We start from the raw sequence: 16870 nt of genomic DNA, 5'->3' as shown, positions 1-16870 counted from the left end.
AGACACACCCTCGTGACTGACATCGTGTACGACGCCGACGCCGACCTGACGCTCATCCAGGGCAAGAAGGTCGCCGTCATCGGCTACGGCTCGCAGGGCCACGCCCACGCCCTCAACCTCCGTGACTCGGGTGTCGAGGTCAAGATCGGCCTGCAGGAGGGCTCGAAGAGCCGGCAGAAGGCCGAAGAGGCGGGCTTCGAGGTCCACACGCCGGGCGACGCCACCGCCTGGGCCGACGTCGTCGTCATCCTCGCGCCGGACCAGGTCCAGCGCATCGTCTACGCCGAGGACATCCGCCCGAACCTCAAGCCGGGCGCGACGCTCGTCTTCGGCCACGGCTTCAACATCCGCTTCGGCTACATCGAGGCGCCCGAGGGCGTCGACGTGTCGCTCGTCGCGCCGAAGGGCCCGGGGCACACCGTCCGCCGCGAGTACGAGGCCGGCCGTGGCGTCCCCGTGATCGTCGCCGTCGAGGTCGACGCCTCGGGTTCCGCCTGGGACCTCGCGTGGTCGTACTCCAAGGCCATCGGTGGCCTCCGCTCTGGTGGCATCAAGACGACCTTCACCGAGGAGACCGAGACCGACCTGTTCGGCGAACAGGCCGTCCTCTGCGGTGGCACCTCGCAGCTCATCCAGTACGGCTTCGAGACCCTGGTCGAGGCGGGCTACCAGCCGCAGATCGCCTACTTCGAGGTCCTGCACGAGCTCAAGCTCATCGTCGACCTCATCTGGGAGGGCGGCCTCACCAAGCAGCGCTGGTCGATCTCCGACACGGCCGAGTTCGGTGACTACGTCTCCGGCCCGCGGGTGATCTCGCCGGACGTCAAGGAGAACATGAAGGCGGTGCTCGCGGACATCCAGAACGGTGCCTTCGCGAAGCGCTTCATCGAGGACCAGGACGCCGGCGCACCGGAGTTCAAGGCGCTCCGTGCCAAGGGCGAGGGCCACCCGATCGAGGCCACCGGCCGTGAGCTCCGCGCGCTCTTCGCGTGGAAGCAGAACGACGGCGACTACGTGGACGGCTCGGCCGCGCGGTAGTCTTCCGAGAACCACTCGACCTGCGAGGCGGCGGTGCACCTGCACCGCCGCCTCGCGATGTGACCCGAACGTTATGCAGCAGCTCTTCTCCAGCCCCGACGCCGCGGACCGGCGTCCCTCCGCCGTGCGCGCGGACGATTCCCGACACCCGTCGGCCGTGCTGCGCACCCGCGGTCAGGACCGCCCCGACCAGCATGGGATGATCGTTCGATGGCGGTGACGAAGCGAGCGGTCCACATCGGCGCCGGCAAGATCGGGCGCGGGTTCGTGGGCCAGTTCCTCGTGGCGAGCGGCTACGAGCTCACCTTCGTCGACGTCGACGAACGCGTGGTCTCGGCCCTGAACGAAGCCGGCCGGTTCGTGGTGCACGAGGTCGGCGAGATGCCGGTCGAGCACCTCGTCTACGGGTTCCGTGCGCTCAGCAGCAAGACCGACCGCGAGCGCGTGGTGCAGGCCATCGCCGAGGCCGACGTGGTGACCACCGCGGTGGGCGCCCGCACGCTCCCGCTCGTCGCGCCGCTCATCGCCGAGGGGCTCGCGGCACGCCCGCTCGAGCGCGGTGACGTCACGATCGTCGCCTGCGAGAACGCGTTCAACGCGACCGACTCGCTGCACGCCAGCATCCGGCGCGCCCCCATCCTCGAAGACCGCGACATCGCCGCCGTCTTCGCGAACTGCGCGATCGACCGCATCGTCCCGGACCAGTCCGGGGTGCTCGGTCAGTCCGGCGGCCTCGACGTCGTGCTCGAACCGTTCTACGAGTGGGTCATCGAGCGCACCCCGTTCCTCGGCTCCGACGCCGAACCGCCGACGATCGAGGGCGTCACGTGGGTCGACGACCTGCAGCCCTTCGTCGAGCGGAAGCTCTACACGGTCAACACGGCGCACGCCACCGCCGCCTACCACGGCTACGTGCGGGGCATCCGGCTCATCCGTGAAGCACTCGAGGACGACGCCGTCCGCGCCGAGGTCGACGGGGTGCTCGCCGAGACCACCGCACTGCTGATCGCGAAGCACGGCTTCGACCCCGAGGACCACGCGCGCTACGTCGCCGCGAACCTCTCCCGCATCGCGAACCCGCACCTGCCGGACTCCACGGCGCGCGTCGGCCGCAACCCGCTCCGCAAGCTCGGCCGCCGTGAACGCTTCGTCGGCCCGGCGTCGCAGCTCGCCGAGCGCGGCCTGCCCGTCGAGCACCTGCTCGGTGCCGTCCGCGCGGCGCTCGCGTTCGACGACGAGAACGACCCGGAGTCGATCGAGCTGCACGCACTCCTGCGTTCCGGGGCGACCGCGCACGCGCTCACCGAGATCCTCACGGGCCTGATGGAGAGCCACCCGCTCTTCCCGGCCGTCCGCGACGTCGTCGCCGAGGTCCTGGCGACGCAGCCGGCCGACGTCTGACGTCGTCCTCCCGACCGGCGCTGGTCCTCCCGGTGTCGGGTCCCTCGTAGAATCGGGGCATGACCACGGCAGCATCCCCACCAGACGGGTCGATCGACCCGGACGTGCCGAACGCCGTCGACACCGACGACGCCGCCCTCAGCTGGGGTGACGCCGACGACGCCACCCACGTCGACGCGGCACACAACCCGGTGGCGGTGCGCGAGCGCGGCGAGCGGGACCCCGAGACGCCCGAGACCTCCGGCGCGCTCGTCGGGTTCGGCGTCTTCGGGGGCCTCTACCTGCTCTACACGGTGGCCTGGCTCCTCACCGCGTCGACCGCGTACGTCTCCGGCGTCGACACGGTCCTCACGCTCTTCGTCGAGGTGCTCCGCTTCCTCGCGATCCTCGCGCCGGCACTCTGGTTCACGGTGGTGCTCTGGGCGGCGCGCAGCAGCCGCACGCGGACCCGCCTGCTCTGGATGCTCCTCGGTGCCGTCGTGCTCTTCCCCTGGCCGTTCCTCCTGACGCGGAGCTTCGGGTGACCGGGGCAGTGCCGGCGACGACCCGCCGGAACAGTGCCCCCGTGGTCGCGAAGATCGTGGTCTGGGTCGTGTTCGCGGCGCTGTTCGCCTACATGACGGTGCAGGCCGTCGGCAACCTGACGCAGATCAACCAGCGGGTGGACGCCTTCAACGCGTTCCTCCAGACGACCTCGGGCGGCGACTCGCTGCAGACCAGCACCCCGTGGCTGTGGCTCGTGCTCGACATCCTCATCGCGCCGGTCGCGTTCGTCGCGGCGATCGTCATCACCCGGCGTTCGAGCCTGCCCGTCACGATCGCGGTGTTCGTGGTCGCCTTCGCGGGCGCCGGCGCCCTCTGGCTCGACCTCCAGCTGTTCGTCCCGACGCTGCTGGACTTCTGACGCGACCCGCCGACGGCCAGGAGGCACGGTGCGGCCCCGCCCCGTCCCTCCTGGCCGTCGTGTGGTTCTCCACAGGACCGCTCCCGCGGTCGTAACCACCGGCCCGCGTCGATAGCATGGTGGGATACCAACCGTCTCGAGTGAGGAAACAGCTGCTGTGTCGAAGCCGGTCGTCCTGATCGCCGAAGAACTCTCGCCCGCAACGGTCGACGCCCTCGGGCCCGACTTCGAGATCCGGAACGTGGACGGCACCGACCGTCCGGCGCTCCTGGCGGCGCTGTCCGACGCGCACGCCGTCCTCGTGCGGTCCGCCACCAAGATCGACGCCGAGGCGATCGCCGCGGCACCGGTCCTCAAGGTCGTCGCCCGTGCCGGCGTCGGCCTCGACAACGTCGACATCAAGGCCGCGACGACCGCCGGCGTGATGGTGGTGAACGCCCCGACCTCGAACATCATCTCGGCGGCGGAGCTCACGGTCGGGCACATCCTGTCGCTCGCGCGGCACATCCCGGCGGCCCACGCCTCGCTGGCCGCCGGTGCGTGGAAGCGCTCGTCGTACACCGGTGTCGAGCTCTACGAGAAGACCGTCGGCATCATCGGCCTCGGCCGCATCGGCGCGCTCATCACCCAGCGTCTGCAGGCCTTCGGCGTGACGGTCATCGCGTACGACCCGTACGTCACCACGGCACGTGCGCAGCAGCTCGGGGTCGAGCTCGTCTCCCTCGACGACCTGCTGCGCCGGGCGGACTTCACCACGATCCACATGCCGAGGACGCCGGAGACCCTCGGCATGATCTCGGACGCCCAGTTCGCCCTGATGAAGCCGACCGCCTTCGTCGTGAACGTGGCCCGCGGTGGCCTGATCGACGAGGACGCCCTGCACCGGGCCCTCACGTCGAACACCATCGCCGGTGCCGGCCTCGACGTCTTCGTCGCCGAGCCCCCGAAGGAATCGCCGCTCCTGGCGCTCCCGAACGTCGTCGTGACGCCGCACCTCGGTGCCTCCACCGACGAAGCGCAGGAGAAAGCAGGCGTCTCGGTCGCCAAGTCGGTCCGTCTCGCCCTCGGCGGCGAGCTCGTGCCCGACGCGGTGAACGTCGCCGGCGGGGTCATCGACCCGTACGTGCGCCCCGGCATCCCGCTCGTCGAGAAGCTCGGCCAGGTCTTCACCGCCCTGGCGACCTCGCCGGTCACGAGCATCGACGTCGAGGTGCACGGCGAGCTCGCCGAGTACGACGTCAGCGTGCTGAAGCTCGCGGCGCTCAAGGGCGTCTTCACCGACGTCGTCAGCGACCAGGTCTCGTACGTCAACGCCCCGCTCATCGCCGAGCAGCGCGGGGTCACCGTCCGCCTCATCACCGAGACCGACAGCCCCGAGTACCGCAACGTGCTGACGATCCGCGGTGCCCAGTCCGACGGCCCGGCGATCAGCGTGTCCGGCACGCTCACCGGCCCGAAGCAGGTCGAGAAGCTCGTCGAGATCAACGGGCACGACGTCGAGGTGCCGCTCGACCGGCACCACGTCGTCATGGAGTACACCGACCGTCCGGGCATCGTCGCGGTCTACGGCAAGGAGTTCGGCCAGGCCGGCATCAACATCGCCGCGATGCAGATCTCGCGCGAAGCCGCCGGTGGCCAGGCGCTGAGCGTCCTGACGGTCGACTCGCCCGTGCCGGCCGAGATCCTCGAGCACGTCCGCTCGGCGATCGACGCGTCCTCGCTCCGCGAGATCGACATCACGCTCTAGGGGAGTGGCGGACATGAGCAGCGCGCAGACGATCCGACTCGCGGTCATCCGTGGTGACGGCATCGGCCCCGAGGTCGTCGACGAGGCCCTGAAGGTCCTGCACGCGGTCCTGCCGGACGACCTCGTGGTGCAGGAGACCCCGTTCTCCCTCGGCGCCGCACGGTACCTGGAGACCGGCGACGTCCTGACCGACGACGACATGGCAGCGATCGCGCAGCACGACGCGATCCTGCTCGGAGCGGTCGGCGGCGACCCGCGTGACCCGCGGCTCGCCGGGGGCATCATCGAGCGCGGGCTGCTCCTCAAGCTCCGCTTCGCGTTCGACCACTACGTGAACCTCCGGCCGACGACGGTGCACCCGGCCGTCCCGACGCCGCTCGCCGACCCCGGCGAGGTCGACTTCGTGGTCGTGCGCGAAGGCACCGAGGGGCCCTACGTGGGCAACGGCGGTGCCATCCGGACCGGTACCCCGCACGAGATCGCGACCGAGGTCTCGTTGAACACCGCCTTCGGTGTCGAGCGGGTCGTGCGGTACGCCTTCGCGCTGGCGGACCGACGCCCGCGCCGGCACCTGACCCTCGTGCACAAGAGCAACGTCCTGGTGCACGCCGGAGCCCTCTGGCAGCGCACCGTCGCGGCCGTCGGCGCCGAGTACCCAGAGGTCACGGTCGACTACCAGCACGTGGACGCGGTCACCATCCACATGGTCCGCGACCCCGCACGGTTCGACGTCATCGTCACCGACAACCTGTTCGGCGACATCATCACCGACCTGGCCGGCGCGATCAGCGGCGGCATCGGTCTGGCGGCCTCGGGCAACATCAACCCGGACGGCACCTTCCCCAGCATGTTCGAGCCGGTCCACGGTTCCGCGCCGGACATCGCAGGTCAGCAGCTGGCCGACCCCACCGCCGCGATCCGCTCCGTCGCCCTGTTGCTCGACCACCTCGGTCGCGGTGACCTGGCGGCCGCTGTGACGACTGCGGTGGAGTCCGACCTCGCCGACCGGGGCACCACGCCGCGTCGCACGGCCGAGATCGGCGACGCGATCGCCGCCGCGGCCACGGCACGCACCACCACCGCCTGAGAAGGAGTCCTCCCCATGAGCACCGACACCGCCTTCGGACTCGAGTTCGCCAGCACCCCGTCCGCCGATCGCCGCGCGGCCGCCGAGCGCGAGCAGATCCTCGCCGACCCGGGCTTCGGCAAGCACTTCACCGACCACATGGCGACGGTCGAGTGGACGCTCGACGACGGCTGGCACAGTGCGTCGATCCACCCGTACGGGCCGCTGTCCCTCGACCCGAGCGCGAGTGTCCTGCACTACGCCCAGGAGATCTTCGAGGGGCTCAAGGCCTACCGGCACGCGGACGGTTCAGTGTGGTCGTTCCGACCGGACGCCAACGCCCGACGCTTCCAGCGGTCCGCCCGACGGCTCGCGCTCCCGGAGCTCCCGGTCGAGGCGTTCGTCGAGTCGATCCGGCAGTTGGTGCAGACCGACGTCGACTGGGTGCCCTCGGCGCCCGAGACCAGCCTGTACCTGCGGCCGTTCATGATCGCGACGGAGTCGTTCCTCGGGGTCCGGGCGGCACAGGCCGTCGCGTACCACTGCATCGCGAGCCCGGCCGGTGCGTACTTCACCTCGGGCCCGAAGCCGGTGTCGATCTGGCTGTCGACGCAGTACGCCCGTGCCGGCAAGGGCGGGACCGGTGCGGCGAAGACCGGCGGCAACTACGCCTCGTCGCTGCTGCCCCAGCAAGAGGCCTACGAGCACGGCTGCCAGCAGGTGATGTTCCTCGACTCGGTGGAGGGCAAGTACCTCGAAGAGCTCGGCGGCATGAACGTCGTCCTGGTCAAGTCCGACGGCACCCTCGTCACGCCCGACTCCGACTCGATCCTCGAAGGGATCACGCGTGACTCGATCCTGCAGCTGGCCGAAGACCGCGGCCTGACCGTCGAGAAGCGCCGGGTGACCCTCGACGAGTGGCGTGACGGCGTCGCCGACGGCTCGATCACCGAGGCCTTCGCGTGCGGCACCGCCGCCGTGGTGACCCCGATCGCCGAACTCCGGGGCGACGGTTTCACGATCGGTTCGCCGACCGTCGGGGCGGGGGAACTCACGATGTCCCTGCGCGACGAGCTCACCGACATCCAGTACGGCCGTCGTCCCGACCCGCACGGGTGGATGACCAAGCTGACCGACGCGTCCTGATCGAACGGCGGGCGTGGGTAGGGTCGAACGGTGAAGATCGCACGGTTCAGCAGCAAGGGTGAAGACCCCCGGTACGGCATCCTCGACGAGCGCGCTCTGGTGGTGCTCGCGGGAGACCCGATGTACCAGGGGTTCGAGACGACGGGGGAGCGCGTGGCACTCGCCGACGCCAAGCTCCTCGCCCCCGTCATCCCTCGGTCGAAGGTCATCGGCGTCGGGCTCAACTACTCGGAGCACGCCTCCGAGATGGACGAGCGTGCCGGCGACGACCCGGTGGTGTTCCTCAAGCCGAACACCTCGGTGATCGGTCCGGACGAACCCATCCGCCTCCCCGCCGACATCGGACGCGTCGACCACGAGGGCGAACTCGCCATCGTGATCGGCTCGCTCGCGAAGAACGTCCGGCGTGAGGACTTCGCGAGCGTCATCCTCGGCTACACGATCGCCAACGACGTGACCGCCCGAGACCTGCAGGCGCGCGACGGTCAGTGGACCCGGGCGAAGGGGTTCGACACGTTCTGCCCGCTCGGCCCCGTGATCGAGACCGAGATCGACCCGTCGGACATCCGCATCGAGACCCGTGTCGACGGCGACCTCCGGCAGGCGGCCTCGACGAACGAGATGGTGCACGACATCCCGTCGCTCGTCGAGTTCGTGTCCTCGATCTGGACCCTCCTGCCCGGTGACGTCATCCTGACCGGGACTCCGGCCGGCGTCGGACAGATCCGCGACGGCGAGATCGTCGAGGTCACCATCTCCGGCATCGGTTCGCTCAAGAACCCGGTCATCGCGCGGCACTGACAGCGCTCCCGATCGGCCCGTTCCCCCAGGTGGGGAGCGGGCCGTTCGTCGTTGCCGGGGGAGTACCCAACCGCGGCGCAGAGGGCGACACGCCCGGGATGTGGCCCGGCTTGGCGCTGCCGTTCACCTCTGCGTAAAGTAATCACTCGTTGCCGCTGAGGCGGAGAACGGAACGGCCGAGACGATCACCGGGTTGAACACCTGGAGATGCAGTCCGGACGGGGTCCCGCTCAGGCAACCAACTCCTCGGAAACACGACCTCTGGTTGTGCGCCCCCGGATGTTGTACAAGACGAATGCCTCTCTGGCGGAACCTGTGATGGGTCGAGCGGGGAGTGCGTCTGGTCCTTGAGAACTCAACAGCGTGCACATTGTCAATGCCAATTTATTGATTGACCTCGTGCCTGGTCGGCTTGCTGACCGGGTCATGAAGCAATTCCTTTTGGATTGAAGATTGTCAGTAGACAGTCAACAGTCAGAATCAACTCGGTCTGACACTTTCGGGTGTTGGGTCTGTATTTTTTTACGGAGAGTTTGATCCTGGCTCAGGACGAACGCTGGCGGCGTGCTTAACACATGCAAGTCGAACGATGATGCCCAGCTTGCTGGGTGGATTAGTGGCGAACGGGTGAGTAACACGTGAGTAACCTGCCCCTGACTCTGGGATAAGCGTTGGAAACGACGTCTAATACTGGATATGATCACTGGCCGCATGGTCTGGTGGTGGAAAGATTTTTTGGTTGGGGATGGACTCGCGGCCTATCAGCTTGTTGGTGAGGTAATGGCTCACCAAGGCGACGACGGGTAGCCGGCCTGAGAGGGTGACCGGCCACACTGGGACTGAGACACGGCCCAGACTCCTACGGGAGGCAGCAGTGGGGAATATTGCACAATGGGCGAAAGCCTGATGCAGCAACGCCGCGTGAGGGATGACGGCCTTCGGGTTGTAAACCTCTTTTAGTAGGGAAGAAGCGAAAGTGACGGTACCTGCAGAAAAAGCACCGGCTAACTACGTGCCAGCAGCCGCGGTAATACGTAGGGTGCAAGCGTTGTCCGGAATTATTGGGCGTAAAGAGCTCGTAGGCGGTTTGTCGCGTCTGCTGTGAAATCCCGAGGCTCAACCTCGGGCTTGCAGTGGGTACGGGCAGACTAGAGTGCGGTAGGGGAGATTGGAATTCCTGGTGTAGCGGTGGAATGCGCAGATATCAGGAGGAACACCGATGGCGAAGGCAGATCTCTGGGCCGTAACTGACGCTGAGGAGCGAAAGCATGGGGAGCGAACAGGATTAGATACCCTGGTAGTCCATGCCGTAAACGTTGGGCGCTAGATGTAGGGACCTTTCCACGGTTTCTGTGTCGTAGCTAACGCATTAAGCGCCCCGCCTGGGGAGTACGGCCGCAAGGCTAAAACTCAAAGGAATTGACGGGGGCCCGCACAAGCGGCGGAGCATGCGGATTAATTCGATGCAACGCGAAGAACCTTACCAAGGCTTGACATACACCGGAAACGGCCAGAGATGGTCGCCCCCTTGTGGTCGGTGTACAGGTGGTGCATGGTTGTCGTCAGCTCGTGTCGTGAGATGTTGGGTTAAGTCCCGCAACGAGCGCAACCCTCGTTCTATGTTGCCAGCGGGTTATGCCGGGGACTCATAGGAGACTGCCGGGGTCAACTCGGAGGAAGGTGGGGATGACGTCAAATCATCATGCCCCTTATGTCTTGGGCTTCACGCATGCTACAATGGCCGGTACAAAGGGCTGCGATACCGTAAGGTGGAGCGAATCCCAAAAAGCCGGTCTCAGTTCGGATTGAGGTCTGCAACTCGACCTCATGAAGTCGGAGTCGCTAGTAATCGCAGATCAGCAACGCTGCGGTGAATACGTTCCCGGGCCTTGTACACACCGCCCGTCAAGTCATGAAAGTCGGTAACACCCGAAGCCGGTGGCCTAACCCTTGTGGAAGGAGCCGTCGAAGGTGGGATCGGTGATTAGGACTAAGTCGTAACAAGGTAGCCGTACCGGAAGGTGCGGCTGGATCACCTCCTTTCTAAGGAGCATCTGGTCAGTGCTGGTCGCCCATTAGGGGTGGTTGGTTGCTGGTCCAGGCGCCTGTTTCGGACCGAACGTGTCCGACGGGTAGCTCATGGGTGGAACATTGACAGTGCAGTTGGGAGTGATGCTTCCGACCTCAGTACGCTCTGCTTGCAGGGTTGGGACGGGTCGAAGGTGGAGCGCTCAGCTGGTGCACGTTGTTGGGTCCTGAGGGACCAGGCTTCCCGCTGTCACGTGAGTGGTGGTGGGGGTTGGGCCTACGGGTCCTTCGTCGGGCCAGGGTGAACCTACCGTTGTGGTGGGGGAGTGCTGGTGCCGATCGTATGTTGAGAACTACACAGTGGACGCGAGCATCTTTGATTCGCGTCATCCATGATCAGCCTTTCGGGTTGTTGATTGGTGACGTTGGATCGCAATTTTAATCTTTGTGGTCAAGTTTCTAAGAGCAAACGGTGGATGCCTTGGCATCTGGAGCCGATGAAGGACGTAGAAATCTGCGATAAGCCTCGGGGAGCTGATAATCGAGCCTCGATCCGAGGATTTCCGAATGGGGAAACCCCGCCAGGCGTTTTGCGACCTGGTGACTCCCGCCTGAATATATAGGGCGGGTAGAGGGAACGTGGGGAAGTGAAACATCTCAGTACCCACAGGAAGAGAAAACAACATGTGATTCCGTGAGTAGTGGCGAGCGAAAGCGGATGAGGCTAAACCGATCATGTGTGATAGCCGGCGGGCGTTGCATGGTCGGGGTTGTGGGACACGTCACTCAGTTCTGCCGGACTGGGACGGTTACAGCGCATCATAGTCGAACCGGTTTGAAAGCCGGGCCGTAGTGGGTGCCAGCCCCGTAGACGAAATGGTGTTATGGCCGGATGTGTATCCCAAGTAGCACGGGGCCCGAGAAATCCCGTGTGAATCTGTCAGGACCACCTGATAAGCCTAAATACTCCCAGATGACCGATAGCGGACAAGTACCGTGAGGGAAAGGTGAAAAGTACCCCGGGAGGGGAGTGAAATAGTACCTGAAACCGTTTGCTTACAAACCGTCGGAGCCTCCTTAGTAGGGGTGACGGCGTGCCTTTTGAAGAATGAGCCTGCGAGTTAGTGATATGTGGCGAGGTTAACCCGTGAGGGGCAGCCGTAGCGAAAGCGAGTCTGAATAGGGCGTTTGAGTCGCATGTTCTAGACCCGAAGCGAAGTGATCTATCCATGGCCAGGTTGAAGCGACGGTAAGACGTCGTGGAGGACCGAACCCACTTCAGTTGAAAATGGAGGGGATGAGCTGTGGATAGGGGTGAAAGGCCAATCAAACTTCGTGATAGCTGGTTCTCTCCGAAATGCATTTAGGTGCAGCGTTGCGTGTTTCTCGCCGGAGGTAGAGCTACTGGATGGCCGATGGGCCTCAACAGGTTACTGACGTCAGCCAAACTCCGAATGCCGGTGAGTGAGAGCGCAGCAGTGAGACGGTGGGGGATAAGCTTCATCGTCGAGAGGGAAACAACCCAGACTACCAACTAAGGTCCCTAAGCGTGTGCTAAGTGGGAAAGGATGTGGAGTTGCACAGACAACCAGGAGGTTGGCTTAGAAGCAGCCACCCTTGAAAGAGTGCGTAATAGCTCACTGGTCAAGTGATTCCGCGCCGACAATGTAACGGGGCTCAAGCACACCACCGAAGTTGTAGATTTCGCACTATAGACAAGCCTTCGTGGTTCAGTCGTGCGGAGTGGTAGGAGAGCGTCGTGTGGCGAGTGAAGCGGCGGAGTGATCCAGCCGTGGACGCTACACGAGTGAGAATGCAGGCATGAGTAGCGAAAGACGGGTGAGAAACCCGTCCTCCGAAAGACCAAGGGTTCCAGGGCCAGGTTAATCCGCCCTGGGTAAGTCGGGACCTAAGGCGAGGCCGACAGGCGTAGTCGATGGACAACGGGTTGATATTCCCGTACCGGCGAACAACCGCCCAAGCTAATCCAGTGGTGCTAAGAGTCCTAACCCGGTACAACCGGATCCCTTCGGGGTGATGGTGGCCGGTCTAACGCTCGACCCCATGCTGGTGCGGTTAGCGTATGAACAGGTGTGACGCAGGAAGGTAGCTGAGCCAGGCGATGGTATCCGTAAGGTGAACCTGGTGTAAGGATGTAGGGCTGACGATAGGCAAATCCGTCGTCTGTGTGCCTGAGATCCGACGCGTACCCGTAAGGGGAAATCAGTGATCCTATGCTGCCGAGAAAAGCATCGACGCGAGGTTGCAGCCGCCCGTACCCGAAACCGACTCAGGTGGTCAGGTAGAGAATACCAAGGAGATCGAGAGAATCGTGGTTAAGGAACTCGGCAAAATGCCCCCGTAACTTCGGGAGAAGGGGGGCCGGACACGTGACCGGATTTACTCCGTGAGCGTTGAAGGCCGCAGAGACCAGTGGGAAGCGACTGTTTACTAAAAACACAGGTCCGTGCGAAGTCGCAAGACGATGTATACGGACTGACGCCTGCCCGGTGCTGGAAGGTTAAGAGGAAGGGTTAGCCTTTGGGCGAAGCTCTGAATTTAAGCCCCAGTAAACGGCGGTGGTAACTATAACCATCCTAAGGTAGCGAAATTCCTTGTCGGGTAAGTTCCGACCTGCACGAATGGCGTAACGACTTCCCAGCTGTCTCAACCGCGAACTCGGCGAAATTGCACTACGAGTAAAGATGCTCGTTACGCGCAGCAGGACGGAAAGACCCCGTGACCTTTACTACAGTTTGGTATTGGTGTTCGGAGTGGCTTGTGTAGGATAGGTGGGAGACTGTGAAGCGGGCACGCTAGTGTTCGTGGAGTCATTGTTGAAATACCACTCTGGTCACTTTGGATGTCTAACGTAGGACCCTGATCGGGTTCATGGACAGTGCCTGATGGGTAGTTTAACTGGGGCGGTTGCCTCCCAAAGAGTAACGGAGGCGCCCAAAGGTTCCCTCAACCTGGTTGGCAATCAGGTGGCGAGTGTAAGTGCACAAGGGAGCTTGACTGTGAGACTGACAGGTCGAGCAGGGACGAAAGTCGGGACTAGTGATCCGGCAGTGGCTTGTGGAAGCGCTGTCGCTCAACGGATAAAAGGTACCTCGGGGATAACAGGCTGATCTTGCCCAAGAGTCCATATCGACGGCATGGTTTGGCACCTCGATGTCGGCTCGTCGCATCCTGGGGCTGGAGTAGGTCCCAAGGGTTGGGCTGTTCGCCCATTAAAGCGGTACGCGAGCTGGGTTTAGAACGTCGTGAGACAGTTCGGTCCCTATCCGCTGCGCGCGTTGGAAATTTGAGAAGATCTATCCCTAGTACGAGAGGACCGGGATGGACGAACCTCTGGTGTGTCAGTTGTTCTGCCAAGGGCACCGCTGATTAGCTACGTTCGGACCGGATAACCGCTGAAAGCATCTAAGCGGGAAGCCGTCTTCGAGATGAGATTTCCATGCACCTTGAGTGTGAGAGGCTCCCAGCAGACTACTGGGTTGATAGGCCGGATGTGGAAGCGGGGACTAACGACCCGTGGAGCTGACCGGTACTAATAAGCCGAAGACTTGATAACACACTGATTTCCCGCACCTTGTGTGCGGGGCTCGCGTCCACTTTGTGGTTCCCGACAGACGATCGGGAATCGAAACTGAATACACCGCTCTGCCCTCCTCACGGAGGGCAGCAGCCGGGACAGCTTTGAGACCAAATGTACGATCTGGTCGAGAGTGTTCCGGTGGTCATAGCGAGAGGGAAACGCCCGGTCACATTCCGAACCCGGAAGCTAAGCCTCTCAGCGCCGATGGTACTGCAAGGGGGACCTTGTGGGAGAGTAGGACGCCGCCGGACTTAACGGAGAAACACCAGGGAACCCCTGACCATTCGTGGTCAGGGGTTTTCTGCGTTCTGCGGCCCGTCCACAAGGCAGGTGGGAGGGACAGGCTCCGCGGTAGGGTTGTCGGGTCATGACTGCGCCATTCACCACCGCCTCCGGCTCCGACATCCGCGTCCGCTTCTGCCCGAGCCCGACGGGGACCCCGCACGTGGGGCTCATCCGCACCGCGCTCTTCAACTGGGCCTACGCCCGCCACACCGGCGGCAAGCTCGTGTTCCGCATCGAGGACACCGACGCGGCCCGTGACAGCGAGGAGTCGTACGCACAGATCCTCGATGCACTCCGCTGGCTGCGGCTCGACTGGGACGAGGGCGTGGACGCCGGCGGCGAGCACGGACCGTACCGGCAGTCCGAGCGCACCGCGATCTACGACGACGTGATCGCGAAGCTCAAGGAATCGGGGCACATCTACGAGTCCTTCGTCACGCCGGACGAGATGGAGGCCCGCAACAAGGCCGCCGGTCGTGACCCCAAGCAGGGGTACGACAACCACGAGCGTGACCTGACCGACGCCGAACGCCAGGCCTTCCGCGACGAGGGCCGCGAGCCGGCACTCCGGCTGCGGGTGCCCGACCGTGACCTGAGCTTCGACGACCTGGTGCGCGGTGAGATCACCTTCAAGCAGGGCACGTTCCCCGACTTCGTGGTGGTCCGTCCGAACGGCACGCCGCTGTACACGTTCACGAACCCGGTGGACGACGCCCTGATGGGCATCACGCACGTGCTCCGGGGCGAGGACCTGCTGTCGTCGACCCCGCGCCAGATCGCCCTGTACGAGGCGCTGTACGAGATCGGCCTCGCGCCCTCCATCCCCGTGTTCGGACACCTGCCGTACGTGATGGGGGAGGGCAACAAGAAGCTCTCGAAGCGTGACCCCGAGTCGAACCTGTTCCACCACCGCGCCGCCGGCATGATCCCGGAGGGGCTCGTCAACTACCTGGCGCTGCTCGGCTGGTCGATCGGCCCCGACCGCGACGTGTTCTCGATCGACGAGATGGTCGCGGCGTTCGACGTCACCGACGTGAACCCGAACCCGGCCCGCTTCGACCACAAGAAGGCCGAGGCGATCAACGGGGACCACATCCGTCTGCTGGCGCCCGAGGACTTCCGGTCGCGCCTGCTGCCGTACCTGTCGGAGTTCATCAGCGACCCGGCGACCCCGGAGCAGCTCGAGGTCCTGACCAAGGCCGCCCCGCTCGTGCAGGAGCGCATGCAGCTGCTCGGCGAGGCGCCGGCGATGCTCGGGTTCCTGTTCACCTCCGACGCCGACCTGGTGGTCGAGGACGACGCGCTGGCCTCGCTCAAGGGCGACACGGCGACGGTCCTTGAGGCGAGCACCGCCGCGCTCGAGGGCGTCCAGGACTGGACCACCGAGGCCGTCGAGGGTGCGCTCCGTGCGGCCCTCATCGACGAGCTCGGCCTGAAGCCCCGCGTCGCCTTCGGCCCGCTGCGCGTGGCGGTGTCCGGACGCCGGATCAGTCCGCCCCTGTTCGAGTCGATGGAGATCCTGGGCAAGGAGTCCACCCTGACCCGGCTCCGCGCCCTCGCGGCACGCTGACCGACCGTGAGCAGCACGGAGCACGGTGTCCCGGTCGTGCACGACGTCGCGGTCATCGGCGCCGGTCCGGCCGGGCTGAGCGCTGCGCTCAACCTGGTCCGGGCGAAGCGCACCGTGCTGCTCGTCGACGCGAACCGACCCCGGAACGCCGCGACGCTCCGGTCGCACGGGTTCCTGACGCGGGACGGGATCTCGCCGCTCGAGCTCCGGAAGCTCGGGCGGACCGAGGTCGAGGGGTACCCGGAAGCGACGGTCGTGCAGTCGGTCGTCGACCTGGTGGCCCCGGACGCCGACACGGACACCTGGCGGGTGCACGGCTCGTGGCGCGGCACCGAGCTCGAGGCCCGCGCCCGGACGGTCGTCGTGGCGACGGGACTGCGTGAGGAGTTCCCGTCGCTGCCGATGCTCCGTGCGTTCTACGGCACGGCGGTGCACAGCTGCGTCGAGTGCGATGCGTACGACAAGGCCGGGCAGCCGCTCGCGTTCATCTGCGAGACCGACGACGTGGTCGACCGGGCGCTGCTCATCGCCGCGTGGACCGACGACCTGATCGTCTACACGAACGGGGTGGCGCCGCTCGACGACGCCGGCCGCGCTCGACTGGCGGCCGCGGGGGTCGTCGTGGACGAGCGGGTCGTCGAGGACCTCGAGGGCGATCGCACCGGCATGACCGGCGTCCGGCTCGCCGACGGCCACGTCGAGCCACGGACCGGCGGGTTCGTCCGACCGGTGTGGCACGCCGACCTCGACTGGCTGCGCACGAGCGGGAACACGACGACGAACGGCGACACGCCCGAGTCGCTCGAGGGGCTCCAGCGCGACACGCAGGGACTCCTCGTGGTCGACCGGGTGGGCCGGACGTCCGTCCCCGGGCTCTACGCCGTGGGAGACGTGACGCCTCCCGGGCCGGAGCAGCTCATCGTCGCCGCCGGACACGGAGCCGCGACCGCCGCCGCCGTGCACCGAGACCTGGTGGGTGGTCTTGCGGACCTCCGGGATGCTGTACAGTAGTTGATCGTGCCCCGGGTGACCGGGCCAGAAGGCCGACAGGCCTTTTGGGGTATGGTGTAATTGGCAACACAGCGGTTTCTGGTACCGTCGTTCTTGGTTCGAGTCCAGGTACCCCAGCACTCGACGAACAGCCCCCGGGATCTCCCGGGGGCTGTTCTCGTTCCGGGCGTGCTCGTTCCGGGCGTCCTCATCGGCGATGCACGGCTCATCCACGGTCGCACCACGGCTGATCCGGAGGTTGCGCGGAACCGCACGATCCCCCGAGCCGGGCG

General features: G+C 65.3%; 10 protein-coding genes, 1 tRNA gene and 3 rRNA genes. All 14 read left to right on the top strand.

Annotation, left to right across the window (positions count from 1 at the left end; genetic code table 11):
* Nucleotides 1-12: 12 nt before the first annotated feature.
* The 14 genes from ilvC to DEJ20_RS11815 all read left to right on the top strand — a co-directional run bounded on the left by ilvC (nucleotide 13) and on the right by DEJ20_RS11815 (nucleotide 16715).
* Nucleotides 13-1038, top strand: coding sequence for a ketol-acid reductoisomerase (gene ilvC, locus DEJ20_RS11880; protein WP_027466530.1), 1026 nt, complete (start codon nucleotides 13-15; stop codon nucleotides 1036-1038).
* Between the two features lie 210 nt (nucleotides 1039-1248).
* Nucleotides 1249-2439 (top strand): mannitol-1-phosphate 5-dehydrogenase, encoded by a 1191-nt coding sequence (locus tag DEJ20_RS11875; RefSeq protein WP_111056057.1) that lies wholly within the window; start codon nucleotides 1249-1251, stop codon nucleotides 2437-2439.
* Between the two features lie 59 nt (nucleotides 2440-2498).
* On the top strand, nucleotides 2499-2963 hold the full coding sequence (locus DEJ20_RS11870) for a hypothetical protein (protein ID WP_146245502.1): 465 nt from the start codon (nucleotides 2499-2501) through the stop codon (nucleotides 2961-2963).
* Between the two features lie 41 nt (nucleotides 2964-3004).
* A complete protein-coding gene (locus tag DEJ20_RS11865; protein WP_110865396.1) occupies nucleotides 3005-3343 on the top strand; it encodes a hypothetical protein in 339 nt (112 codons plus the stop codon).
* A gap of 157 nt (nucleotides 3344-3500) precedes the next feature.
* Nucleotides 3501-5090 carry a phosphoglycerate dehydrogenase gene (gene serA / locus DEJ20_RS11860; RefSeq protein ID WP_111236573.1) on the top strand — a complete coding sequence of 530 codons (1590 nt, stop codon included), beginning with the start codon at nucleotides 3501-3503 and terminating at the stop codon, nucleotides 5088-5090.
* Nucleotides 5091-5103: 13 nt separating this feature from the next.
* Complete coding sequence (locus tag DEJ20_RS11855; protein ID WP_111236608.1) at nucleotides 5104-6177, top strand: 3-isopropylmalate dehydrogenase; 1074 nt, start codon at nucleotides 5104-5106, stop codon at nucleotides 6175-6177.
* Between the two features lie 15 nt (nucleotides 6178-6192).
* The gene (locus DEJ20_RS11850) at nucleotides 6193-7302 is read left to right on the top strand and encodes a branched-chain amino acid aminotransferase (RefSeq protein WP_027466537.1); all 1110 of its coding nucleotides are present in this window, start codon (nucleotides 6193-6195) and stop codon (nucleotides 7300-7302) included.
* Nucleotides 7303-7332: 30 nt separating this feature from the next.
* Nucleotides 7333-8103, top strand: a complete 771-nt coding sequence (locus DEJ20_RS11845; RefSeq protein ID WP_027466538.1) for a fumarylacetoacetate hydrolase family protein — start codon at nucleotides 7333-7335, stop codon at nucleotides 8101-8103.
* A 521-nt stretch (nucleotides 8104-8624) separates the two neighbouring features.
* A 16S ribosomal RNA gene (locus tag DEJ20_RS11840) occupies nucleotides 8625-10146 on the top strand.
* 434 nt (nucleotides 10147-10580) lie between these two features.
* Nucleotides 10581-13708: ribosomal RNA gene (locus tag DEJ20_RS11835) — 23S ribosomal RNA — on the top strand.
* 158 nt (nucleotides 13709-13866) lie between these two features.
* Nucleotides 13867-13983: ribosomal RNA gene (gene rrf, locus DEJ20_RS11830) — 5S ribosomal RNA — on the top strand.
* Together the 16S, 23S and 5S rRNA genes form the textbook arrangement of a ribosomal RNA operon.
* Nucleotides 13984-14099: 116 nt before the next feature.
* A complete protein-coding gene (gltX, locus tag DEJ20_RS11825) occupies nucleotides 14100-15587 on the top strand; it encodes a glutamate--tRNA ligase (protein WP_111236529.1) in 1488 nt (495 codons plus the stop codon).
* Nucleotides 15588-15593: 6 nt separating this feature from the next.
* Nucleotides 15594-16598, top strand: a complete 1005-nt coding sequence (locus DEJ20_RS11820; RefSeq protein ID WP_111236528.1) for an NAD(P)/FAD-dependent oxidoreductase — start codon at nucleotides 15594-15596, stop codon at nucleotides 16596-16598.
* 45 nt (nucleotides 16599-16643) lie between these two features.
* A tRNA-Gln gene (locus DEJ20_RS11815) sits at nucleotides 16644-16715 on the top strand.
* Nucleotides 16716-16870: the final 155 nt, after the last annotated feature.

The sequence above is a fragment of the Curtobacterium sp. MCSS17_005 genome (genome assembly GCF_003234225.2).
Classification (GTDB): Bacteria; Actinomycetota; Actinomycetes; order Actinomycetales; family Microbacteriaceae; genus Curtobacterium; species Curtobacterium flaccumfaciens.
The sequence above is the reverse complement of the archived record's forward strand: the minus strand, read 5'-3'. Positions and strand labels throughout refer to the sequence as shown.